19 protein-coding genes are annotated in these 20,731 nt (G+C 72.4%); 5 read left to right on the forward strand and 14 right to left on the reverse strand.

Features of this window, described 5'->3' with window-relative positions:
• Window positions 1-13: 13 nt before the first annotated feature.
• Window positions 14-1,504, forward strand: coding sequence for a rhomboid family intramembrane serine protease (locus ACLFRB_RS03475; protein ID WP_411067610.1), 1,491 nt, complete (start codon window positions 14-16; stop codon window positions 1,502-1,504).
• On the opposite strand, the gene ACLFRB_RS03480 is transcribed toward ACLFRB_RS03475, so the two are convergent.
• The 4 genes from ACLFRB_RS03480 to ACLFRB_RS03495 all read right to left on the reverse strand — a co-directional run bounded on the left by ACLFRB_RS03480 (window position 1,501) and on the right by ACLFRB_RS03495 (window position 6,926).
• Window positions 1,501-2,964: a tetratricopeptide repeat protein gene (locus ACLFRB_RS03480; protein ID WP_411067611.1), complete on the reverse strand. Its 1,464-nt coding sequence runs from the start codon at window positions 2,962-2,964 to the stop codon at window positions 1,501-1,503. The two genes, ACLFRB_RS03475 and ACLFRB_RS03480, sit on opposite strands and share 4 nt — an antisense overlap.
• Window positions 2,965-3,107: 143 nt before the next feature.
• Window positions 3,108-4,511, reverse strand: a complete 1,404-nt coding sequence (locus ACLFRB_RS03485) for a hypothetical protein (protein WP_411067612.1) — start codon at window positions 4,509-4,511, stop codon at window positions 3,108-3,110.
• Window positions 4,512-4,630: 119 nt separating this feature from the next.
• Complete coding sequence (locus ACLFRB_RS03490; RefSeq protein WP_411067613.1) at window positions 4,631-5,371, reverse strand: BPSS1780 family membrane protein; 741 nt, start codon at window positions 5,369-5,371, stop codon at window positions 4,631-4,633.
• Between the two features lie 589 nt (window positions 5,372-5,960).
• On the reverse strand, window positions 5,961-6,926 hold the full coding sequence (locus ACLFRB_RS03495) for an isoaspartyl peptidase/L-asparaginase family protein (protein WP_411067614.1): 966 nt from the start codon (window positions 6,924-6,926) through the stop codon (window positions 5,961-5,963).
• 72 nt (window positions 6,927-6,998) lie between these two features.
• Here ACLFRB_RS03495 and ACLFRB_RS03500 point away from each other — a divergent pair, with 72 nt between their 5' ends.
• Window positions 6,999-7,214 (forward strand): hypothetical protein, encoded by a 216-nt coding sequence (locus ACLFRB_RS03500; RefSeq protein ID WP_411067615.1) that lies wholly within the window; start codon window positions 6,999-7,001, stop codon window positions 7,212-7,214.
• On the opposite strand, the gene ACLFRB_RS03505 is transcribed toward ACLFRB_RS03500, so the two are convergent.
• Window positions 7,169-7,891: a BPSS1780 family membrane protein gene (locus ACLFRB_RS03505; RefSeq protein WP_411067616.1), complete on the reverse strand. Its 723-nt coding sequence runs from the start codon at window positions 7,889-7,891 to the stop codon at window positions 7,169-7,171. The two genes, ACLFRB_RS03500 and ACLFRB_RS03505, sit on opposite strands and share 46 nt — an antisense overlap.
• A gap of 260 nt (window positions 7,892-8,151) precedes the next feature.
• Between ACLFRB_RS03505 and ACLFRB_RS03510 the strand changes: the two genes are divergently transcribed.
• Window positions 8,152-9,393, forward strand: a complete 1,242-nt coding sequence (locus ACLFRB_RS03510) for an MFS transporter (RefSeq protein ID WP_411067617.1) — start codon at window positions 8,152-8,154, stop codon at window positions 9,391-9,393.
• A gap of 69 nt (window positions 9,394-9,462) precedes the next feature.
• Here the strand turns inward: ACLFRB_RS03510 and nhaA are convergent, their stop codons facing one another.
• Window positions 9,463-10,854, reverse strand: coding sequence for a Na+/H+ antiporter NhaA (nhaA, locus tag ACLFRB_RS03515; protein ID WP_411067618.1), 1,392 nt, complete (start codon window positions 10,852-10,854; stop codon window positions 9,463-9,465).
• A gap of 204 nt (window positions 10,855-11,058) precedes the next feature.
• On the opposite strand from nhaA, the gene ACLFRB_RS03520 reads away from it, so the two are divergent.
• Window positions 11,059-11,250, forward strand: coding sequence for a hypothetical protein (locus ACLFRB_RS03520; RefSeq protein WP_054965096.1), 192 nt, complete (start codon window positions 11,059-11,061; stop codon window positions 11,248-11,250).
• Between the two features lie 87 nt (window positions 11,251-11,337).
• Here ACLFRB_RS03520 and queF read toward each other — a convergent pair whose 3' ends face one another.
• The 7 genes from queF to queG all read right to left on the reverse strand — a co-directional run bounded on the left by queF (window position 11,338) and on the right by queG (window position 18,334).
• Window positions 11,338-11,799 (reverse strand): preQ(1) synthase, encoded by a 462-nt coding sequence (gene queF / locus ACLFRB_RS03525; RefSeq protein WP_411067619.1) that lies wholly within the window; start codon window positions 11,797-11,799, stop codon window positions 11,338-11,340.
• 104 nt (window positions 11,800-11,903) lie between these two features.
• On the reverse strand, window positions 11,904-12,509 hold the full coding sequence (locus tag ACLFRB_RS03530; RefSeq protein WP_411067620.1) for an outer membrane beta-barrel protein: 606 nt from the start codon (window positions 12,507-12,509) through the stop codon (window positions 11,904-11,906).
• A 137-nt stretch (window positions 12,510-12,646) separates the two neighbouring features.
• Entirely contained in the window at window positions 12,647-13,363 is a 717-nt protein-coding gene (gene queE, locus ACLFRB_RS03535; protein WP_411067621.1) for a 7-carboxy-7-deazaguanine synthase QueE, read from the reverse strand.
• The gene (locus tag ACLFRB_RS03540) at window positions 13,353-13,880 is read right to left on the reverse strand and encodes a 6-pyruvoyl trahydropterin synthase family protein (protein WP_411067622.1); all 528 of its coding nucleotides are present in this window, start codon (window positions 13,878-13,880) and stop codon (window positions 13,353-13,355) included. Before ACLFRB_RS03540 ends, queE begins: the two co-directional genes overlap by 11 nt.
• A gap of 3 nt (window positions 13,881-13,883) precedes the next feature.
• Window positions 13,884-14,579, reverse strand: coding sequence for a 7-cyano-7-deazaguanine synthase QueC (gene queC / locus ACLFRB_RS03545; RefSeq protein WP_411067623.1), 696 nt, complete (start codon window positions 14,577-14,579; stop codon window positions 13,884-13,886).
• Window positions 14,580-14,692: 113 nt separating this feature from the next.
• A complete protein-coding gene (locus ACLFRB_RS03550) occupies window positions 14,693-17,125 on the reverse strand; it encodes an EAL domain-containing protein (protein WP_411067624.1) in 2,433 nt (810 codons plus the stop codon).
• Between the two features lie 51 nt (window positions 17,126-17,176).
• Window positions 17,177-18,334, reverse strand: a complete 1,158-nt coding sequence (gene queG / locus ACLFRB_RS03555; protein WP_411067625.1) for a tRNA epoxyqueuosine(34) reductase QueG — start codon at window positions 18,332-18,334, stop codon at window positions 17,177-17,179.
• 186 nt (window positions 18,335-18,520) lie between these two features.
• Between queG and ACLFRB_RS03560 the strand changes: the two genes are divergently transcribed.
• A complete protein-coding gene (locus ACLFRB_RS03560) occupies window positions 18,521-19,102 on the forward strand; it encodes a nucleoside deaminase (protein ID WP_411067626.1) in 582 nt (193 codons plus the stop codon).
• Between the two features lie 85 nt (window positions 19,103-19,187).
• On the opposite strand, the gene ACLFRB_RS03565 is transcribed toward ACLFRB_RS03560, so the two are convergent.
• Window positions 19,188-20,729, reverse strand: a complete 1,542-nt coding sequence (locus ACLFRB_RS03565) for a cryptochrome/photolyase family protein (RefSeq protein WP_411067627.1) — start codon at window positions 20,727-20,729, stop codon at window positions 19,188-19,190.
• Window positions 20,730-20,731 lie beyond the last annotated feature (2 nt).

The following is a 20,731-nucleotide window of genomic DNA, read 5'->3' on the forward strand; positions in this document are numbered from 1 at the left end:
AAGGGGGACGGGGATGCTGATCCTGCCTCTGGCCCGCAAGCCGGACTGGCGGCGCCCGCCGGTGGTCACCCTGCTCGTGGTGGCCGTGAACCTAGCGGTGTTCTTCCTGCTGCAGCACGACGACCACCGTCATTCTCGGGCGTCGGAGGAGCTCTACCTGGGCTCCCCGCTTCCCGAAATCGAGCTGCCCCGCTACGCCGATTTCCTCGAGGAGCGGGGCCGCTACGGCCGTGCCCGCGAGGTCCGCGAGGCCGTGGAGGAGGGGCCGGAGGCCCGGGCCTGGGCGCTCTGGGAGCTGCAGGGCGACGGGCGCTTCCTGGAGGGGCTGCACGGCGGGGAGGTGGTCGCCCCGGAGGACCCGGTGCACGACGAATGGCGCCGGGCGCGGGCGGCCTTCGAGGAGCGCCTGGAGGCGGTGGCCTCCCAGCGATGGGGCTTCAAGCCGGCTCAGCCCGCCCCGGAGGACGCCCTGGCCCACATGTTCCTGCACGGCGGCACCGGCCACCTCGTCGGCAACATGGTGTTCCTGGTGCTGGTGGGCTATGTGGTGGAGGCGGTGGTGGGGGGCCTGCTCTTTTTCGGGGTCTACCTGCTCGGAGGCCTCCTGGCCACCGGGGCCTTCGCCGCCGTGTACAGCCACAGCGCCGTGCCGCTGGTGGGCGCCTCCGGGGCCATATCGGGGCTGATGGGGGCCTACGTGGTGCTGTTCGGGCGCCGGCGCATCCCCTTCTTCTACTCCCTGGGCTTCTACTTCGATTTCGCCCGGGCCCCCGCCGTCCTGCTGCTCCCCGTCTGGGTGGCCCTGGAGGCCTATCAGCTGCTGTTCGGCGGGGTCTCCCAGGTGGCCTACGTGGCCCATATCGGCGGCCTGGTGGGCGGGGGACTGCTGGGGGCGGGCCTGCACGCCGCCGGACGGGTGGACCTGGAGTTCCTCGATCGCGACGAGCAGGAGGAGCGGGACACGGCGGACCTGGAGCAGGGCTTGGAGCACCTGGCCAAGCTGGAGCTGGACGCCGCGCGGGCCCGCTTCGCGGCCCTGCTGGAGCGCCGCCCGGGTCACCGCGAGGCCCTGTCCAACCTCTACACGGTGGCCCGGTACCAGCCGCACAGCGACGAGTTCCACCGCATGGCCCACCGGATCTTCGCGCTGCCCGAGAACGACCCGGCCACCCTGCGCTTCAAGCGGGAGACCTTCCGGGATTACGTGGCCACGGCCAAGCCCCGGACCCGCTTCGACCCTGGGCAGTTCGTGGAGCTCGCCAGCCGGTTCGCCACCGGCGGCTACCCCGAGGAGGCGGTGCCCATGGTGGATGCCCTGCTGCGGCAGGGCCGGATGCACCCCCGCCTGCCGCGGACGCTGATGGTGGTGGCCCGGGCCCTGACGCGCCAGGGGCAGCGTGAGCGGGCCCGGGGCTACCTCCAGGCCCTGGTGGAGCGCTTCCCCGATGCCGAGGAGGCCCTGGAGGCGCAGGAGCTGCTGGGGCACCCGGACCCCGCCGGCTAGGACCCGCCCCCGGTAGCCGGCTCGGGGGTGCCAATGGCCCGGAGCAAGTGGTGGGCCTCGGCCGCGGCGGGATCCTCGGGGAAGTGGCGCAGCACGCCTTCCAGGAGGGGGCGGGCCCTGGCGCTCTGGTTCAGGTCCTCGGACAGGATCCGGGCGGCGAGCATGGTGAGGGCGGGCAGATCGGGATGCCCGGGATGGGCCTTCCCGAACCCGTTCACGAGCCGCAGGGCCAGGTGGGGCTGCCCGCCTTCGCGGGCCGCCCGGGCCAGCGGGAGGACCTGCTCGGCCTTGGCCGGGCGGAAGCCGGGTTCCCGCTCCAGGGCCTCCGCCGCCACGCGCATGGCCGGTCCCGCCCGGCGCCCCAGCAGCAGGGCCGAGATGTAGTCCTTGCTCTCCTCCACCAGGCGGCCGTCGTCTCCGCCCGCCTGCAGCACCCGGTAGTAGCGCTGCCAGGCCTCCAGGTCCGTGGGCTGTTGGTCGATGCGCTTGCGCAGCAGCTCTTCGGCGCGTCCCAGCTCGCCTTCCTTCAGCAGCACATCCACCTGTCCCAGCAGTTCGTCGGTGCCGCCGGAGAGGGCCGGACGCGCCTCCCCGCCCGACTCGTCGGCGCGCACGTCCACCTCGTAGCCGAGCTCCTCGTGGTACTGGTAGATCACGTAGCCCAGGAGGTGGAAGGTCACCAGGTGCATGTAGCTCCAGCCGAAGGCGATGGCAGCGGGGACCGCCCAGGAGGGCGCCAGGGCGGCGAGGAGCACCGCCAGCTGGGGGCCGGCCCCCGACAGCAGCTGCATGAACAGGAACAGCAGCAGGTAGGCCGGACCGATGCGCACCGCCAGCGCCACCAGGGAGACCGGGTTCAGGGCCCGGAACAGGGTGCGCACCAGCCCCTGCTCCAGACCCACGAACAGGATGCTCGCCGGCAGCATGAGGCTGAAGAACAGGCTGGCGGCGAAATACCCGGCCATGCCCAGGTACCCGCCGGCCAGGACAGCGAGGAGGAACGTGGCCGCGTACACCGCGCCAAGGGCCAGCACCCGCGGCAGGGTGTCCTCTTCGTTCCGGCTCACGGAAACCGGAGGCGGCTCCATGTGCCCGTCCGCCGTGTGGGCCAGTACCCGGAAGCTGTACTGGAGAACGGCGAGCCCCACCAGGAGCGGCACTGCCAGCCCCACCAGGGGAAAGGCCGTGGCCAGGGCCAGCAGGGACAGCCCCAGCAGGTAGGTCAGCGGGGTGGAGTGCAGGGGATAGGCGAAGATGCGCGGCAGACGGCGCCAGAAGGGCACGATGACGTTGCCCAGCCCCAGGGAGCGCGTGGGGCGCTCGCACAGGGGGCAATCCGGGTTCTCCTGGAAGGGGGCGGAGGGCCGGCGCACGCAGCCCGGACAGAGGGACACCTCGCAGCGGGGACAGTGCCAGCGCGCGGCGGTGCGCGGATGGTACTTGCACGGTATGGGCTGCATGCCTCCTCCCGGCCCCTGGTTTTTGGACAGCTGTCCAAGCAACAAGCATACGGTCGGTCAAAACCGTCCGCAACGAACCCGGGCCCCGTCCCCGCGGAGGGTCCGGATCGCGTCCCGGAGGAATAGGGCCCGGCGCCCGTGGGCTAGGAGGTCTCGCCCAGGTCGGCGAGGATCTTGCGGGCCTCGGCGGAGGCGGGGTGGTCCGGGAAGAGCCGGAGGAGGTGGTCCAGGGTCTGGCGGGCCTGCTCCGTCTGGCGGAAATCCTCCCGGAGGATGCGCGCGGACAGCAGAAACACCAGGGGAGTATCGGAATGGTCGGGGTGGTGGTGGCTGAAGCGGTTCATCAGTCGCAGGGCCAGGCGGGGCCGTCCCGCCCGCCGGGCCGCCAGGGCCAGGCGGCGGATCTGCTCGGGGCGGGCGGGCCGGAATTCCTCGTCCACGTTGAGGGCGTCCTGGGCGACCTCCAGGGCCCGTGCCTCCTGCCCCGCCCCCAGCAGGGTGGTGAGGAAGGCCCGGCTCCCGGCCAGGAAGGGTTTGTTGTCCTCCCGGGCGCGCAGCACCTCGTAGAGCTGCTCCCAGCGGTTCAGGTCGGTGGGGTGGTCGGCGACCTCCGCGCGCAGGAGCTCCGTCGCTTCGGCGAGCCGCTCCTCGCGAACCAGCTCCGTGATCCGCTCGCGGCGGGAAGGCTCGGGCTTTTTCGGGGGGCGGGCCGGCGGTTTGGGCCGCTGGCGAGTGACGTACCCCAGCTCCCGGTGGTGGGGAGCCGCCAGCTCCCCCGCCGCCCGGAAGGCGAAGACCAGCGTATAGGTGGCCAGGGGCGTGGCCAGGGCGAGAAGGCCCCAGAGGGGGATCCGGCCCATCAGCAAGACCACGGCGAGCCCCGTGGCCCCCGCCAGCAGAAGGAGGGTGAGGCCCGTCCCCAGGATCGGGCGTCCTATGGTGCGGATGACGGCCGCCAGGCGGAGGGGATTGAGGCCGGCCTGCATGGCGGCGAACAGGCCCTCCTCCCGCCCGATCACCAGGGCGGTGGCGGGAAGGAGAACCGCCCAGGCCAGGGCCCAGGGCGGGAGCGCCAGCGGCCCGGCCGCCACCAGGGAGGCAACCCCCAGGGCTCCATGGGCCATCAGGGCGCCCAGCAGGGCCACCACGCGGACCAGGGTCGGCCCGTGGGGCTGCAGGAAGGAGGGCGCGTCGGCGGGGTTCCCCCGCGCCGTGCGGTCGAGGACCTGAAAGCCGAAATGCAGCACCGCCACGGTGACGGCCAGGCCCACGAAGATGCCCAGCACGGGCAGGGCCAGGGCCGGCCCCAGGATCCCCGAGGCCGCCAGGAGGGCCAGGGCCCAGCCCCGGAGCGGGTAGAGCGCCGTTCCGGGATCGGGCGGGAAGTTCCAGTCCGCGCCCTGTCCCAGCCGCTCGGGCGGCTGCTGGCAGCGCGGGCAGCGGCGGCCGGTCTTCTCGAGGCAGCGTTCACACAGGCGCACCCCGCAGGCGGCGCAGAACCAGCCCGCCGCCTGTCCGGGGTGCGTGGAGCAATGGGTCGAGCGCATCGGGTTCCCCCCCTTTGGTACCCGAGGGGCCAACCCTAGAGGTCTGTCATGGCCCGCGCAACTGTCGTCGGGAGGCGCCAGATCGGGGAGTTACGGTGTCGGCCGGGTCGGGCAGCGGCTCAGGCCGGCAGGGAGACCTCCTCCTCCGGTTCCTGGGGATCGTCGTGGGCGTGGGGGAAGACCTCGGTGAAGCTGGCGTAGGCGGCCCCCGCCCCCACCGGCCCGAGGATCAGAAAGCCCAGCCCGTAGGGGATGGCGGCCACGGCCGCGAGGGCGGCGTAGACCAGCCCGAACAGCAGCAGGGACAGGAGGTTGCGGAGGACGGCACGCAGGCTGGCGCCCAGGGCCCCGAGGGGGCGGCTGGGGGTGAAGGTCACCAGGGGGGTGGCGAAGTAGAAGGCTGCCACCACGCCCATCCCGAGCAGCAGGACCACCAAGCCCGCGAGACCGCTTTCCACCAGGAAGGGCCCCTGGGTCGGCGGGGCGTCCGGCTCGGGCAGGGTCTCCGCCATGCCGAGGAACAGGCCGGCCAGGAGGAAGGAGGCGGCGAGGGCCAGGCCGCCCAGGCCCAACAGGCGGCCCCGGGAGCGGGCGTCGGCGAGGCCTTCGAAGAGGTGGCCCAGCCGCACCGGGTCGCCGCGGGAGGCATCGCGGGCGGCGAGCAGCAGGCCGGCCCCGAAGGCCGGGGCCAGCAGTGTGGCGAGCAGTCCGCCGAGGACGGGCACGAGGTTCAGGGCCAGGACGGCGACCACGTAGAGAAGGAACAGGGCGATCCAGGGGCCCGGCTGGGCGCGGAAGCCGTTCCAGCCCTGGACGAACCAGGCGAAGGCCCGGCCGATTCCGACACGTTGCGAATCCATGCGGCCTCCTGGAGATAACCGGCAGGGCGTCCGCCCCGGGGAGCGCACATTATAGGGCGGACCGGCCGGCAGGTCAGCTCGGCCCGGAGACCGGGGCGCGGGGGCCTTCCTGGGCCGTGCGGTCCCCGGTGGGGACATTCCCCACAGATCCTGTGGAAAACCCTGTGGAGCTTCCCGGGAAAGCCCCGCGGAGGCACCGCCAGGAGGGGACTTGGGCCCTTTGGGTTATTTCCTGGGCATTAATTTTTTACTGGAAAAACAATAATTTAAATTTGGGCGTGCGCGGGACGGGTGGGGTGGCCCCCGCCCGGGGTAGTGAATGCTCGCTTGTGGAAGGCGGTCGCCGGGGCCTTCGCCCTTTTCACAAGCCCTGTGGAAAATCCTGTGAGGATTTCCGGGAAAGGTCGGCTTAGTCCCGGTGCGCCAAGGGGCTCGGCGGTCTGGTACAGTTCATGGGCAAATAAAACATGTCAAAAAAACAACTTTTTGGGCGCAACATCCCCCGAGTGGCCGGAGAAGGGCCGGATGGCTCGTGAGTGAGTGCTCGCCTGTGGAGAGCGGGTTCCGGTCTGGGGGCCTCCGGGACAGGTTAGGCAGGGGCGGGGGGTCCGGGGGAAGCGTCCTCCGCGCCGCTGGTGCGCGCCAGGGCGCTGTGGATTTCCTCGGTGCCTTCCAGCGCCACCGCATGGGGCATGTGGGGGGTGCGGTGGGCGATAACCGGCTCTCCGGCGGCGTCAACGCCGATGATCCCCACCTCGGATCCCAGATGGCGCCCCAGATCGTCGAGGGCCCCCGTGACCGCCTCGTGGAGGCTTTCCCCGGCGCCGACCCGGCAGGCCGTCACCCGGGCGGTACCGTGCCGCATCATGAGCTCGCCCTGCCCGGTGGCGCCCACGGCGCAGCGGTCGTCGGCGTAGTGCCCGCAGCCGGGGAGCGGGGAGTCCCCCACCCGTCCGGGCAGCTTCAGCGCCACCCCGCCGGTGGAGGTGGCCGCGGCCAGGGCGCCCCGCCCATCCACGGCCACCGCCCCCACGGTATCCCCGTCGAGGTCGGGGTGGTCCCGCAAGAGCCCGGAGAGGCGGCCGAACTCCCCGGGGTTGTCCTCCAGCCGCGCGCGCAGTCGGCTCCACCGGTTGCGCGCCGCCGCGGTGACGGGGTCGTAATCGGCATGGCCCAGGCTCCGGGCGAACCGCAGGGCCCCGGGGCCGGCCAGCAGGGCGTGGTCGCTGCGCTCCATGACCGCCCGGGCGACCAGGACGGGGTTGCGCACCCGCGGCAGGGCCGCGACGTTGCCGGTGGCCTGTTCGGGTCCCCACATGACCCCGGCGTCCATCTCCACGCTTCCCGGCAGGCTCAGGGTGGAGCCGGTGCCGGCGTTGAACAGGGGGTCGTCCTCCAGGGCGCGCACCGCGGCGGTCACTGCCTCCAGGGCCGAGTGCCCCGCCGCCAGCAGGTCCCTGCCCGCCTCGGCCGCCACGCGGACCCCGTAGGTGATCTCCCGCTCCCGCTCCGGCGGCCAGCTGCCCGCGCCTCCGTGAACCACAATGGCGTACATGGGTTCCCCCGCTGACGGTCTCGCCTCCGGCGTGCATGGTGGGTAGACGGTGCCACCCCGGGAGGGGTTCCCATGGGCAGTCCCTGGATCTGGATCGTCTCAATGGCCTTCGCCGCGCTGCTGGCTTGGGGGGCCGCGCGCCGGGGCAGGAACCCCGCCCTATGGGGCGGTCTGGGGTTCTTCTTCGGCCCGCTGCCCCTGCCCTTCCTGCTGCTCGTGCCCGTGCGCCGTACCGGCCGCGACTATTCGGCGGGCTCCTCCGGGGGCTCCGGGAAGACCTCCCGGTAGGCCTGGTAGGCGGCGCCCATCCCGACCGGCAGCAGGAGGAGGAAGCCCAGCCCCATGGGCAGAAAGGCGACGAATCCCAGGATCAGATAGAGCACCAGAAAGACCAGCACGGCCCCGAGGTTGCGCAGGCAGGCCGCGAAGCTCTCCCGCATGGCGGCTAACGGGTCGAGATCGCGGAAGGTCACCAGGGGGATGGCGAAGAACAGGGCGAAGCTGACCGCCAGCATGACGAGGAAGGTGGCGATCAGGGCCCCCGTGGGCGGAGGACCGCCGGGCATGGGCTCGCCGGGCTCCATGCCGCCTCCCGGGGCCACCTCGCCGGGGGCGGTGTAGACCAGGATCAGCCCCGCCAGGAGCGTGCCCGCCAGGGCCACGGCGCCGAGCACCAGCAGCGGGCCCCGGCTCTGGCCGTCCCCGAGGGCCTGGAACAGCATGCCCGCCCGCACCTCCCCACCGTCCTCGACCGCCCGGGCCATGAGCAGGAGTCCTGCCAGCAGGCCGGGCCCGATCACCGCCCCGACGATGGGCCCGATCAGGGGGACGAAGTTGAGGACCAGGGTGATGAGCATGTAGCCGGCGGCGGCGAGGACCCAGGGCCCCGGCGCGGCCCGGAAGGCGGACCAGCCGTCGGCGTACCAGCCGGCCCCCCGGGCCGCCGCAACACGAGAATTCGCCATGGTGCCTTCCTTCCCCCGGTGGTTGGTGGTGCGGAGCGGTTCGGCATGGATGTGTCCGCCTCCCTATTCGGCAACGTAAGTCGCCCCCTAGGCGCCGTCAATCGGCGGACCCTCCCTACTGTCAAGGCCCGAGGACGGGCTGCCGGACAAAGGGAAGCCTTCCGGGACAGGGCCGTCCGGGGAGCGATCGCGGGTACGTCCCGGCGGGCGGGCTCCGGTACAATCCGGGCCCGTTCCGATCGGACCCCGGGAGTACCGCCTTGGAGTACCTCCGCTTCGTCCGCGCCAATGTGCGCTTCCTGGCCTTCGGCCTGCTGGCCGTCGCCCTGTCGGGCTTCGGGCAGACCTATTTCATCTCCCTGTTCGGCGGGGAGATCCGCGCCGCCTTCGACCTCGATCACGGTGCCTTTGGCGGAGTCTATTCGGCGGCCACCCTGGCCAGCGGGGTGCTCCTCCTCTGGGCCGGGCAGCAGCTGGATCGCCTGGACCTGCGGCTGGTGGCCGCCCTGGTGTCGGTCGGCGTGGCGGCGGGCAGTCTGCTGATGGCGGTGGCCGGCGGCGTCCTGGCGCTCGCGGTGGCCATGTTCCTGCTGCGCTTCGCGGGCCAGGGGCTAATGACCCACATGGCCTTCACCAGCATGGGCCGGTATTTCGAGGCGGGGCGCGGCAAGGCGGTGAGCATCGCCGGCATGGGCATGCCCCTGGGGGAGGCGCTGCTGCCCGCGGCGGCGGTCTCCGTGACCGCCGTCCTGGGCTGGCGGGGCACCTGGACGGCCGCGGCGGGGCTCCTGCTGGGGGTGGCCCTGCCCCTGCTCCTGTGGCTGCTGCGCGGCCACACCGCGCGGCGCCGGGAGCTGAGCGCCGCCGAATCCGCCCACCCCGACCGGGGGCCGGACGCCCGGGGCCAATGGACGCGGGGGCAGGTGCTGCGCGATCCCCGCTTCTACCTCCTTCTGCCGGCGGTGCTGGCGGCGCCCTTCATCGCCACCGCCCTGTTCTTCCATCAGGTGCACCTGGCCGACGCCAAGGGCTGGCCCCTGTCCTGGCTGGCCTCCAGCTTCGCCGCCTTCGCCGCCACTCACGTGCTGGGGCTGCTGGTGTCGGGTCCCCTGGTGGACCGGGTGGGGGCGCGCCGCTTGCTGCCGTTGCTTCCCTTGCCCATGGCCGCGGGCCTGGCGGTGCTGGCCGCCTTCGATCAAGCGGCCGCCGCGCCGGCGTACCTGGCGCTGATGGGCGTCTCCATGGGGGCCACGGGCACCCTGCTGGGCGCGCTGTGGCCCGAACTGTACGGAGTGGCCCACCTGGGGGCCATCCGGGCGGTGGTGCAATCGGCCATGGTGCTTTCCACGGCCGTCGCCCCCGCAGCCGTGGGCCTGCTCATCGACCGGGGCCTGGCCGTGGAGGCCCTGGCCCTCCTGCTGGTTCTCTACATCGCCGGGGCCATCGCACTGGTTCTGGTGGCCCTGCGCCTGCGACCCACGGGGCCGGACGCGGGGTCCTGAGCCGCCGACGACAAACGCCCCGCCGGAAGCCGGCGGGGCGCAGGGAGCGCAGCCGCGGGAAAGGGCCGTTCAGGCGGTTTCGCCCTGCCCCTGGGGCGCCGCCTCCGGCCCCTCCTGGTCGCGCCGGGAGGCCGCGAGCAGCCAGAACATGCCGCCCGCGCCCGCCACCAGCGAGGCCGCCAGGATGCCGGTCTTGGCCAGGACGATGGTCTCCTCCATGCCGGCGAAGCCGAGGTTGGCGATGAAGATGGACATGGTGAAGCCGATGCCGCTCAGCATCCCCGCCCCTACCACGTGGGCGGTGCGGACGCCGGCGGGCAGCTCGCCGATCCCCAGGCGGGCGGCCAGCAGCGCGCCGCCGGCCACGCCGAGGGGCTTGCCCACCACGAGCCCCAGGATGATGCCCAGGGTCACTGGCTCGGAGAGCACGTTGCCCAGCTCGTCCAGGTGCAGCGGGATGCCCGCGTTGGCGAAGGCGAAGACGGGGATCACCAGCAGCGCCACGGGCAGGTGGAAGAGGTGCTCCAGCCGCTGCAGCGGGGTCTCCACCTTGTGGACCCCGTTCTCCAGCGTCTGCACCAGGGCGTGCTGGTCGGGGTTGTGGATCAGGTTGCGGCCGGGGCTGACCTTCTGGTCGAACCGGTCCATGAGCTGGCGCACCAGGCGGCTGAAGGTCCGCGGGTCGAACTTGGGCCGCGCCGGGATGGTCCAGGCGGTGAGGATGCCGGCCAGGGTGGCGTGGATGCCGGACTGCAGCATGGCCAGCCAGAGGAAGATGCCCACCAGAAAATAGGGCCACGGCTTGCGGATCCCCAGCAGGTTGAAGGCCACCAGCGTGCCCAGGAACAGCCCGCCAAGCGCCAGGGCCCCCAGGGCGATGTCCTCGGTGTAGAACAGGGCGATCACCGCCACCGCGCCGAGGTCGTCCACGATGGCCAGGGCCACCAGGAAGGTGAGCAGGGTCTTGGGCACCCGGGAGCCCAGCAGGACCATGATCCCCACCGCGAAGGCGATGTCGGTGGCCATGGGGATGGCCCAGCCGGCGGCCATGGGGCCTTCCGGATTGATGAGGAAGTAGATCGCCGCCGGCACCACCATGCCGCCGATGGCGGCCACGATGGGCACCGCCGCCTGGCGGAACGAGGCCAGCTCGCCCACCAGCACCTCGCGCTTGATCTCCAGGCCCACCACGAAGAAGAACAGCCCCATCAGGCCGTCGTTGATCCAGTGGTGGAGGGAGTGCTCCAGGGTCCAGGGCCCGATGCTGAAGGCGATGGGGATGTGCAGCAGCTCCTGGTAGAAGTGCCCCAGGACGCTGTTGGCCACCACCAGCGCCAGGAGGGTGGTGGCGATGAGCAGCAGCCCGCTGGCGCTCTCCTGGTGGATGAACTCCTCGAACGGCGTGGCGATGCGCTCGAAGGTGGGCTCGAGCGGGGCCTGATAGTCCCCCTCTTTGTTCATCTTGGCTCCCTGGTTGCGTGCGGATCGAGAAGAAGCGGCACTGTTTAGCAGGTGGCCGGCTTCCATGCAAGTCGGCTATGGGGCATTCCATCAAGGAATTATTCTGGGGCCTCCAGGCGCGGGTGAGCCGCCTGGGACTCGACCCGCTGGCCGCGAGCCGCTAAGGTATGGCCCTTCCCGAATCCCATACTCGAGGAGGAGCAATTGGCCCCACCGGCACCCAAGCAGCCCAAGGTCTTCTGCCAGTTCCCCGTGCAGCTCGTCATCGAGGCGATCCTGCTGGTGATCGCCGCCAGCGTCTCCTTCGAGCTCGCCCTGCCCCTGGTCCTGGTGGCGATCGTCTTTCCCGCCTACTGCTTCGCCAAGGCCGAGCCGCCCGAGTCCGCCTCCAGCTAGCCGGGCCGGACATCGCGCCTGTTCCGCCTCCGTGCGGGCCGCGGCCGCGCCACGGGCGGGCGCGCGCGTCCCGGCCCCCCGTAGGCCTCAGCCCCGCCCGCGGTACGGGGGCACGCCCTGGTCGGGGATCCACACCCCGGCGGGGGGCTCGCCGGTCTGGTAGAAGACGTCGATGGGGATGCCCCCGCGCGGGAACCAGTAGCCGCCGATGCGCAGCCACTTGGGCTGGATGGCGCCCTGGATGCGCCTGGCGATGAGCAGGGTGCAGTCCTCGTGGAAGGCGCCGTGGTTGCGGAAGGCGCCCAGGAACAGCTTGAGGGACTTGCTCTCCAGGATCCGCCCGTCGGGAACGTAGTCCACCACGAGGTGGGCGAAATCGGGCTGCCCGGTCACCGGGCACAGGGAGGTGAACTCGGGAACGGCGAAGCGGACCAGGTAGTCGATGTCCGCGTGGGGGTCGGGGACGGCCTCCAGCTCGGCCTGCTCGGGGCTCTCCGGCAGGGGGGAGTCCGTCTGTCCCAGGTAGCGAAGGTCGTGGTAGTCGGGCATGGGTCGCGGCGGCTCGGGAGCGCGGGGCGGCGCCCCGCGGGTTGGAATTCGGGCCCCATCATACCAGCGCCCGGGCCGGATGGCCGACCCGCCGCGCCCGACGGTCAGAAGTGGAACAGGACCGAGGCGCTGATGAGGGAGGCGTCGCGGTCGCGGTTGCCGTCGTCGCCCAGCTCGATGCGCTCGTACTCGCCGCGGATGGAAACGTTCGCGGGCAGGTTCACCTGCGCTCCCAGTCCCCAGGCGAAGTCCGTGCCGTCGTGGGAGACGCTGAAGTCGGTCTGGTTGGTTCCGGTATCCAGGTCCGTGTCCACCTCCCAGGCGGCCATCCCCACCTTGCCGAAGAAGTCGAAGGCGTCCGCCACCGGCAGGTAGCCCGTCACGTAGCCGAACCAGGCGTCGGCGTCGGCGTCCAGGCGGTCGCCGAGCGCGTCCCCGCCGGGCTCGCCCAGGTCGGCGTAGGCCAGCTCCACCCCCAGGAAGGGCAGGAACCGGTAGCCGGCGAACAGCTTGTAGGCGGTGTCCGATTCGTCGAAGGAATACTGGGCGCCCTGCACCTCGCCCTCTTCCTCGTACTGGAAATCGCCCACGCCCCCGCCCAGGTAGAACCCCTGCCAGCCCGGCGCGGGGTTGGATCCCTGGGCAGCGACGACCCCGGGGGCAAGCAGCAGGGCCGCCCCCAGCCCGAAAACGCGGTGATGGGTGCGCATGGCTCCCCCCTCTCATATGGGTCCGAAGATCCGCACCACTGTAGGCGCGGCGGAGGGAGGGACCAATCGGGAGCGCTCCTGCGGGTAGCGGGGGCGACCCCTATTCCTGAGAGGTATGGTTCGGGGGGCGGAGGGCCCTACACGCCCCGCTGGTTGCCCCAGGCCAGCACGTGGAGCTGCGGCAGCACGGTGGCGGCGTACCAGCGGTCGCTCGTGACCCGCTCCACCAGCCAGCGGAAGCGGGCCATGAGGTCGGCGGGATCGGGCTCGCACGCGGGCTCGGGGTTGCCCACCTGGAGGTAGAAGGGGTACTCGGGGTAGTTGGCGGCCAGCTCGCGGGCGTAGCCGTAGTCGGCCTCGTCGAAGACCACCACCTTGAAGGTGGTTACCGGGCCGTTGCCGGCGGCGTCGAGGCAGGCCTCCAGCTCGGCGAGCCGGGTGATGCGGCCGCTGGAGGGGCCCTTGGGGGAGAGGGTCAGGCTGTCCAGGGCGGCGAACCACTCCGCGGCGATGGTGCCCTGGGTCTCCAGGGTGAAGGTGTGGCCGCGCTCGTGGCCCGCCGCGATCAGGCCGCCGAGCGGCTGCAAGGCCGGGTTGCCGCCGGAGAGGGTTACCAGGACGGGGTGGCCGGCGAGGCGGTCCACCTCGGCGAGCACCTCGCCGGTGGGCATGGCGGCCCATTCCCGTCGGTATTCCGGCAGTACCGCAAACAGCGTGTCGCACCAGTTGCAGACCTGGTCGCAGCCTCCCGTGCGCACGAACACCGTGGGCTGCCCGATATGGCGGCCCTCCCCTTGCACGGTGGGGCCGAAGATCTCGGAGATGCGCAGGCGCGCTTCGCCCTCAGAGGTCATTGATGCTGCCGTCCGGGCGCCGCCACCAGGGCGGGTCGGGGAAGCGGCCGGCGGGCAGGACCAGCTCCGGGTCGCCGTCGAAGGTGACCGTGTTGGTGGGGGTCTCCTCGATGGTCACCTCCACGCAGCGCAGGTCGCCGCCCTGGTCCAGGAGGAAGGCGTTCACCTTGGCCATAAAGCAGGCGGCCAGCGCCTCGGTGGAGGGGTCGCCGGGGGTCACCAGGATGCGGTCGAGCTGGGCGGGCTCCTGCTCGCGGAAGTAGGTGAGCAGGGGGTCGCGGTCGGAGAGCTGCAGCGCATGGTCCACCCGCTCGTCGATCCAGGCGTGCCAGCGCTTCTTGGCGGCGTGGAAGGGGGTGACCAGGTTGGCCTCGCCGTCCAGCGGCTCCGGGTGGCGGGCCTGCAGGCGCACGGTGACGTGCTCGTTGTGGCCGTGCGGTACGCCGCAGGGGCCGTTGTACAGGGACAGGAGCCGGTGGCTCATGCTGTAGCGGCGGGTGAAGGCGAGGGTGAACATGGCTCAGGCCTTCTCGCGCACGGCGTGGCGCCAGTAGTCGGGGTCGGCGTAGGCGGTGGGGTCGGCCACCCCCGCCAGGTGGAAGGCCTCGCGGCGCTCCACGCAGGTGCCGCAGCGCCCGCAGTGGACCTCGCCGCCCTGGTAGCACGACCAGGTCTCCGCGAAGGGCACCCCGAGCCGCGCCCCCTCGGCGACGATGTCCGCCTTGGAGGAATGAACGAAGGGGGTGTGGAAGGCCACCTCGCCCAGCCCGGCCAGGGCGCGGCGCTCCATCTCCGCGAAGGCGTCCACGAACTCCGGCCGGCAGTCCGGGTAGACGAAGTGGTCGCCACCGTGGACGGCCGCCGCCACCCGGTCCCAGCCGCGCGCGTTGGCCATGCCGAAGGCGATGGTGAACAGGATGGGGTTGCGGTTGGGCACCACGGTTACGGACATGTTGTCGGCGGCGTAGTGGCCTTCCGGGACGTCCACCGCATCGGTGAGCGCCGAGCCGGACAGGTGGCGACCCAGGGCGGCGAGGTCCACCACGTCGTGGGGCACCGCCAGGCGCTCGGCGGCCCGGCGGGCGTAAGCCAGCTCCGTGCGGTGGCGCTGGCCGTAGTCGAAGGTGACCAGGCCCGCCAGGTCGCCCTCGGCGGCCACCTGCTCCGCCAGGGTTACCGAGTCCAGTCCGCCCGAGCAGACCACCAGGGTGGGCATGCGTCCAGTTCCTCGTGTGGGGGGGCATCCCCTTGGAGCCGTTGCGTTCCCCAAGGTTCAGGAATTATCGCACAGGCCCGCCCGGGTTCCGCTAGGTCGGGGTGGCGTAGGCCTCAGTGCTCCACGGTGGTGCCCAGGCGGCGCAGGGTCTCCAGGAAATCGGCGGACGATTGGGGATGGCCGAAGAGGAAGCCCTGCACCTCCTGGCAGAACAGGCCGGCCAGATAGTCCGCCTCGGCGCGGGTCTCCACGCCCTCGGCGGTGACCCGGTAGCCGAAGCCGTCGGCCAGCACCAGCAGGGAGCGCAGGATGGTCTGGTTGTCGGGGTCGCTGTCGATGCCGCTGATGAAGTTGCGGTCGATCTTCATGCGGCTGGCCGGGAAGCGCTTGAGGTAGGCGGGGGAGGAGAAGCCGGTGCCGAAGTCGTCCAGGGCGATGGCAATCCCCATGCCCTGCAGGGTGGCGAGCTGCTGGAGCGGCGCGGGGTCGTCCCCCAGCAGGGTCTCCTCGGTGACCTCCAGCTCCAGGTGCCGGGGCGCCAGGCCGTGGCGGGCCAGGACCCCCTCGATCCGTGCGGGGAGGGAGTCGGCGTGCAGCTGCACGGGGGAGAGGTTGACGGCCACCCGCTCCAGGGGGAAGCCGGCGTCCCACCAGGCGCGGAAGGCCGCGCAGGCCTGCTCCAGCACCTGTGCGCCCACCTCGTGGATGAGGCCGGTCTCCTCCGCCACGGGGATGAACCGGGCCGGGGAGACCCACCCCGCGTCGGGGCACCAGCAGCGGGCCAGGGCCTCGGCCCCCACCACCCGGCCCTCCGCCAGGTCGAGAATGGGCTGGAAATGGGCCTGGACCCCGCCGTCGTCCAGGGCGCACCGGAGGCTCTTCTCCACGTAGAACCGCTCCGCCGCGGCGCGCGACAGGCTCAGCGAGAAGAAGCGGTACTGGCTGCCGCCCGCCTTCTTGGCCTCGAACATGGCGGTGTCCGCGTGCTGCAGCAGGGAGGAGATCTCCCGCCCGTCCTGGGGAAAGAGCGTGATGCCCAGGCTGGCCCCGGCCGGAAAGGAATGCCCCGCCACCTGGAAGGGGCGGCGCAGGGCGCCGAGCACCGTCTCCGCCATCCGCCCGGCCTCCTCCGCATCCGCCGGCCGGTCGAGGAACAGCACGAACTCGTCCCCGCCCAGGCGGGCCACCAGGTCCGAGTCCTCGGTCTGGTCCTCCAGCCGCCGCGCCACCAGGCGCAGCAGCTCGTCCCCGGCCGAGTGACCGAGGGTGTCGTTGAGGTACTTGAAGCCGTCCAGGTCCAGCAGGATCAGGGCCTTGCCCTCTTCCCCCGTGGTCAGGGCCTGGGACAGGCGCTCCTCCAGGTGGGCGCGGTTGGGCAGGCCGGTGAGGGGGTCGAAGTAGGCCAGCCGGCGGAGCCGCTCCTCCAGGGCGAGCCGCTCGGTGACGTCGCGTCCGGTGCCGATGTAGTGGGTGACCGCCCCCGCCTCGTTGTGCACCGGCGAGAGGGTCTCGTCGATGTGGATCTCGCGGCCGTGGCGGGCGCGGTAGACGAGGACCTCCCGGTGGGGCCGGTCCCGGCGCAATTGCTCCCGCAACCGGGCATAGAAGGCCCGCTCGTCCCGGTCCGAGCGCAGCAGCTGGCCCATCCGCCGGCCCTGCGCCTCCGCCGCCGAGAAGCCCGTGGTGCGCTCGAAGGCCGGGTTGACGTATTCCAGGCGCCCCGCGGTGTCCGTGATCCAAACCATGTCCGCCGCCTGGTCCAGCGCGCGGGACAGCTTGTGCAGCTCCTCCTGGGCCTCCAGGGAAGGGCGCAGGTCGCGGGCGATGATGGAGAAGTACCGGCTGCCGTCGTTGCGGTCGCGGTGGGCCAGGATGGTCTGCCGCACGGGCACCTCCCGGTTCCCCGCGCCTAGGAGGGCGGTTTCCCCCTCCCAGGATCCCGTGCGGTCGGCGGCGTCGAGGGCCACCCGGAGCACCTCCCGGGCCACCCGTCGGGGGTGGATGTCGGCCAGGTCCCGGTGCCGGGTGGGGCCGTCCTCCGGCGCCCCCAGGAGGCGCAGGGCGGAGCGGTTGAGGTAGAGGATCTCCCCGTCGGTGTCGGCGATGGCCACGAAATCGGGCGTGGCCTCCAGGATCTCGGCGAGGCGGCGGTGCTGCTCCTGGAGCCGCTGGCGCTTGGTCAGGTCGGTAAGGATGGCCACGAAATGGGTCTCGCCGTTCAGGTCGATGCGGGCGATGCTGGCCTCGGCCGGGAAGAGCGAGCCGTCCCGGCGGCGCCCCTGGATCCCCATCTGCTCGCCCATGCGGCGGGTGGTCTCGCCGCTGCTCGCGAAGCCCGCCACCATCTCCCGGTGGGCGGTTCGCGCCTCCTCGGGGAGCAGGCGGTCCAGGGGCTCGCCCACCATCGCCGCGGCGGGGTGGCCGAACATCTCCTCCGCCGCCGGGTTGAAATAGCGGATGGTCTGCGCCGCGTCGATGAGGACGACCGCGTGGGGCGTCTCGCGCAGGATCGGCGGGCCGATCAGGTGCTCCAGCGAAGCGGCCATGGGGATCCTTTCGGCACGGGGTTCCCGTCGTGTAAGCCCCTCCTTTATACCTTATGAATCCTTCGGCGGGGACCCCGGGGCCGGCCCGTCCCGCCCGGCGAGGGCCGCCTCCCATTCCGCCCGCACGTCGGGGTCCGCCTCCCCGGGGCGGTGCCGGGCCGCCTCCGCGGCCAGCCGCGCGGGATCCAGCTCGCCCAGCGCCCAGACGGCCATGGCCCGCACCAGGGCGGAGCCGTCCGCCAGGAGCCCTGCGGCCACGGCCGCCAGCCCGGGCTCGCCGCTGTTGCCCAGGGCGATCAGCACGTTGCGCACGAAGCGGTCGCGGCCCAGGCGCTTGACCGGCGAGCCGGAGAAGCGCTCGCGGAAGGCGGTGTCGTCCAGCCGGGCCAGCTCCGCCAGGGCCGGGCGCTTCAGCGACTCCCGGGCCTGCAGCCACTCGTTGCGGGCCCGGGAGGCGAACTTGTTCCACGGGCACACCGCCAGGCAGTCGTCGCAGCCGTAGATGCGGTTGCCCAGGGCGGGCCGGAGCTCCCACGGGATGTGGCCGGGATGCTCGATGGTCAGGTAGGAGATGCAGCGCGTGGCGTCGAGCTGGTAGGGCGCCGGGAAGGCGTCGGTGGGGCAGGCCTCCAGGCAGCGGTGGCAGCTCCCGCAGAAATCCCCCTCCGGGGCGCCGGGCGCCAGCTCCAGGGTGGTGAAGACCTCACCGAGGAACAGCCACGAGCCGAAGGACCGCGACACGAGGTTGGTGTGCTTGCCCTGCCAGCCCACCCCGGCGGCCTGCCCCAGCGGCTTCTCCATCACCGGGGCCGTGTCCACGAACACCTTGATCTCGCCGCCGAATTCATCGATGAGCCAGCGCCCCAGCTGCTTGAGCCGCTTCTTCACCACGTCGTGGTAGTCCCGGCCGCGGGCGTACACGGAGACCGTGCCCGTGTCCCGGTGCGCCAGGTCCTCCAGGGGGTCGTGGTCGGGGCCGTAGTTCATGCCCAGCACGATCACCGTGGCCGCCTCCGGCCACAGGGTGCGGGGGTCGCCGCGGCGGTCCGTGTTGCGCGCCAGCCAGCCCATGTCGCCGTGGTGGCCCCGGGCGAGGAACTCGGCGAGGTGGGCCCGCGCCTCCGCCGACAGCTCGGCGCGGGCGAAGCCCACGGCGTCGAAGCCCACCTCCAGGGCCTTGGCCCGGATGCGTTCCTTGGGGTCGCCCATGGGTGCTTCCCGGGTTGGGGACGGTTACGGACGGTTGGACCGTCCGGCGGGCCCCTATTCTGCTCGTCCCGGCGGGATTTTGCAGGGGGCGGCCGTCCCTTTCCGATCCGTTGGGCGGTCCATGGCCTTGGCGGGGCGGTGACGGGATAATGGGGTTGCCCGGAAAACAAGAAGCGAAGGAGCCCCATGAGCGACCCGGTGATCCATCTGCAGCTCCCCCACTGGGTGGCGCACATGGCCCCCGAGGGGGCCTGCTTCCCCGACGCCGAGGCGCGCATGCGCCTGGCCATCGCCCTGGCCGACGCCAGCGTGGCCCACGGCGGCGGACCCTTCGGCGCGGCGGTGGTGGAGCGCGCCAGCGGCCGGCTGGTGGCCCCCGGCGTGAACCTGGTGGAGCCGGCCAACCTCTCCGTGGCCCACGCCGAGGTGGTGGCCCTGTCCCTCGCCCAGCAGCGCCTGGGCAGCTACGACCTGGGGGCCGGGGCGGGCTGGGACTTCGAGCTGGTGACCAGCGCCGAGCCGTGCATCCAGTGCTTCGGCGCGTTGATCTGGGCCGGGGTGCGCTCGCTGGTGTGCGGGGCCCGTTCGGCGGACGCCGAGGCGGCGGGCTTCGACGAGGGGCCCAAGCCGGCGGACTGGGGCGCCCAGCTCGAGGCGCGGGGTATTGCCGTGCGGCGGGACGTCTTCCGGACCGAGGCCGCCCGGGTGATCCGGGACTATGCCGAAAGCGGCGGCGCCATCTACAACGCCCGGCGGGGGGCGCCCTGAGCGGGACGGAAACGCTCCTTTCCTCCTCATTCCGCAGCGTGCCCGAAGGACCGGCCGCCCCGGCCGCGAGCCCCGGGGAGCCCGCCTAGGCCAGACTGGCCCGGACCCGCTCGGCCCGCTCCCGGATCGCCCCCAGCTCCTCCTCGGAAAACCGCTCCAGGTTGCGCCATTGCAGGGCGGTGCGGGGGTGGCGGGCGAAGCGGGCGCGGTGGCGGTCCAGGAAATCCCAGTACAGGGTGGTGAAGGGGCAGGCCCCCTCCCCCGTCGCTCGGCCGGGCTCGAAGGGGCAGTCGCGGCAGTAGTTGCTCATGCGCTGGATATAGCGGCCGCTGGCCACGTAGGGCTTGGAGGCCCTCAGCCCGCCGTCGGCGAATTGGGACATGCCGAGGGTGTTGGGCAGCTCCACCCACTCCACCGCGTCGACGTAGGCCGCCAGGTACCACTCGTGGACCGCCCGGGGGCGCACCCCCGCCAGCAGGGCGAACAGCCCGGTGACCATGAGCCGTTGGATGTGGTGGGCGTAGCCCCGCTCCAGGGTCTGCCCCACCACCGCGCGGAGGCAGGCCATGGCCGTGTCCCCGGTCCAGTAGAGCGCGGGCAGGGGGCCCTCCGCGCCGAGGGCGTTCCAGGCCAGCCAATCCGGCATGTGGCGCCAGTACATGCCGTGGACGAACTCCCGCCAGCCGAGGACCTGGCGGATGAAGCCCTCCACCGCGGCCAGCGGGGCGCGGCCGTCCCGGTAGGCCGTCTCGGCGGCGGCGAGGACCTCTCCGGGCGGGAGCAGCTTCAGGTTCAGGGCCGCCGACAGGCGGGAATGGAACAGATAGGGCTCGCCGGCCCACATGGCGTCCTGGTAGGCGCCGAAGGTGGGCAGGCGGTGGTCGATGAAATCCGCCAGGGCCTTCCGCGCCTGGGCCGGGGTCACCGGCCAATCGAACCCCTCCAGGGACCCGGGATGGGCCGGGAAATGCGTGGCCACCGTCGCCATGGCTCCGCGGGTAACGGCATCGGGGGCAAAGGCCGCCGGCGTGGGCACGGCGGGCGGGCCGGCGCGGCCGAAGGCCCCGCGGTTCTCGGCGTCGAAATTCCAGCGGCCCCCGGTGGGCCGGTCGCCCTCCATGAGGATCCCAGTGGCCCGGCGGGCGGCCCGGTAGAAGTGCTCCATCCGCGGCGCCTTGCGCCCGTCGGCCCAACCCGCGAAGAAGCCGCCGTCGAAAAGGAAGTGCCGATCGGGGAGGACCTCGAGGGCCGCATCCGCCGCATGGGTCGCTTCCCGCAGGGCCTCCAGGACCCGGTGCTCCCCGGGCTGGGTGACACGCATCACCGCCGGCGGGGAGCCGCACAGCTCCGCGGTCAGCGCCGCGCCCAGGGAGGGGTGCGGGTGGTCGTTCAGGGCCTGGTAGCGTACCGGCAGGCCCCGCGCCGCCAGATGGTCCCGGAAGTGCCGCATGGGGGCCAGGAACAAGGCGAGGCGCGCCTTGTGCGACCAGACCGCCTCCGCCTCCCCCGCGACCTCCGCCATCCACACGGCGTCGCGGGCGGGATCCAGGTCCTCAAGGAGCGCCGCGTCCGGATCGAGCTGGTCGCCGAGCACCACCGCCAGTACCCGTGGTCCGGGGGTCCCCATCG

Source organism: Thiohalorhabdus sp. (assembly GCF_046545655.1).
In the GTDB taxonomy this organism is placed as follows: Bacteria; Pseudomonadota; Gammaproteobacteria; order Thiohalorhabdales; family Thiohalorhabdaceae; genus Thiohalorhabdus.

Coding starts and splice junctions, on each gene's coding strand:
- ACLFRB_RS03475 (WP_411067610.1), top strand. CDS start 14: ATGCTGATCCTGCCTCTGGCCCGCAAGCCGGACTGGCGGCGCCCGCCG.
- ACLFRB_RS03480 (WP_411067611.1), bottom strand. CDS start 2,964: ATGCAGCCCATACCGTGCAAGTACCATCCGCGCACCGCCGCGCGCTGG.
- ACLFRB_RS03485 (WP_411067612.1), bottom strand. CDS start 4,511: ATGCGCTCGACCCATTGCTCCACGCACCCCGGACAGGCGGCGGGCTGG.
- ACLFRB_RS03490 (WP_411067613.1), bottom strand. CDS start 5,371: ATGGATTCGCAACGTGTCGGAATCGGCCGGGCCTTCGCCTGGTTCGTC.
- ACLFRB_RS03495 (WP_411067614.1), bottom strand. CDS start 6,926: ATGTACGCCATTGTGGTTCACGGAGGCGCGGGCAGCTGGCCGCCGGAG.
- ACLFRB_RS03500 (WP_411067615.1), top strand. CDS start 6,999: ATGGGCAGTCCCTGGATCTGGATCGTCTCAATGGCCTTCGCCGCGCTG.
- ACLFRB_RS03505 (WP_411067616.1), bottom strand. CDS start 7,891: ATGGCGAATTCTCGTGTTGCGGCGGCCCGGGGGGCCGGCTGGTACGCC.
- nhaA (WP_411067618.1), bottom strand. CDS start 10,854: ATGAACAAAGAGGGGGACTATCAGGCCCCGCTCGAGCCCACCTTCGAG.
- queF (WP_411067619.1), bottom strand. CDS start 11,799: ATGCCCGACTACCACGACCTTCGCTACCTGGGACAGACGGACTCCCCC.
- ACLFRB_RS03530 (WP_411067620.1), bottom strand. CDS start 12,509: ATGCGCACCCATCACCGCGTTTTCGGGCTGGGGGCGGCCCTGCTGCTT.
- queE (WP_411067621.1), bottom strand. CDS start 13,363: ATGACCTCTGAGGGCGAAGCGCGCCTGCGCATCTCCGAGATCTTCGGC.
- ACLFRB_RS03540 (WP_411067622.1), bottom strand. CDS start 13,880: ATGTTCACCCTCGCCTTCACCCGCCGCTACAGCATGAGCCACCGGCTC.
- queC (WP_411067623.1), bottom strand. CDS start 14,579: ATGCCCACCCTGGTGGTCTGCTCGGGCGGACTGGACTCGGTAACCCTG.
- ACLFRB_RS03550 (WP_411067624.1), bottom strand. CDS start 17,125: ATGGCCGCTTCGCTGGAGCACCTGATCGGCCCGCCGATCCTGCGCGAG.
- queG (WP_411067625.1), bottom strand. CDS start 18,334: ATGGGCGACCCCAAGGAACGCATCCGGGCCAAGGCCCTGGAGGTGGGC.
- ACLFRB_RS03560 (WP_411067626.1), top strand. CDS start 18,521: ATGAGCGACCCGGTGATCCATCTGCAGCTCCCCCACTGGGTGGCGCAC.
- ACLFRB_RS03565 (WP_411067627.1), bottom strand. CDS start 20,729: ATGGGGACCCCCGGACCACGGGTACTGGCGGTGGTGCTCGGCGACCAG.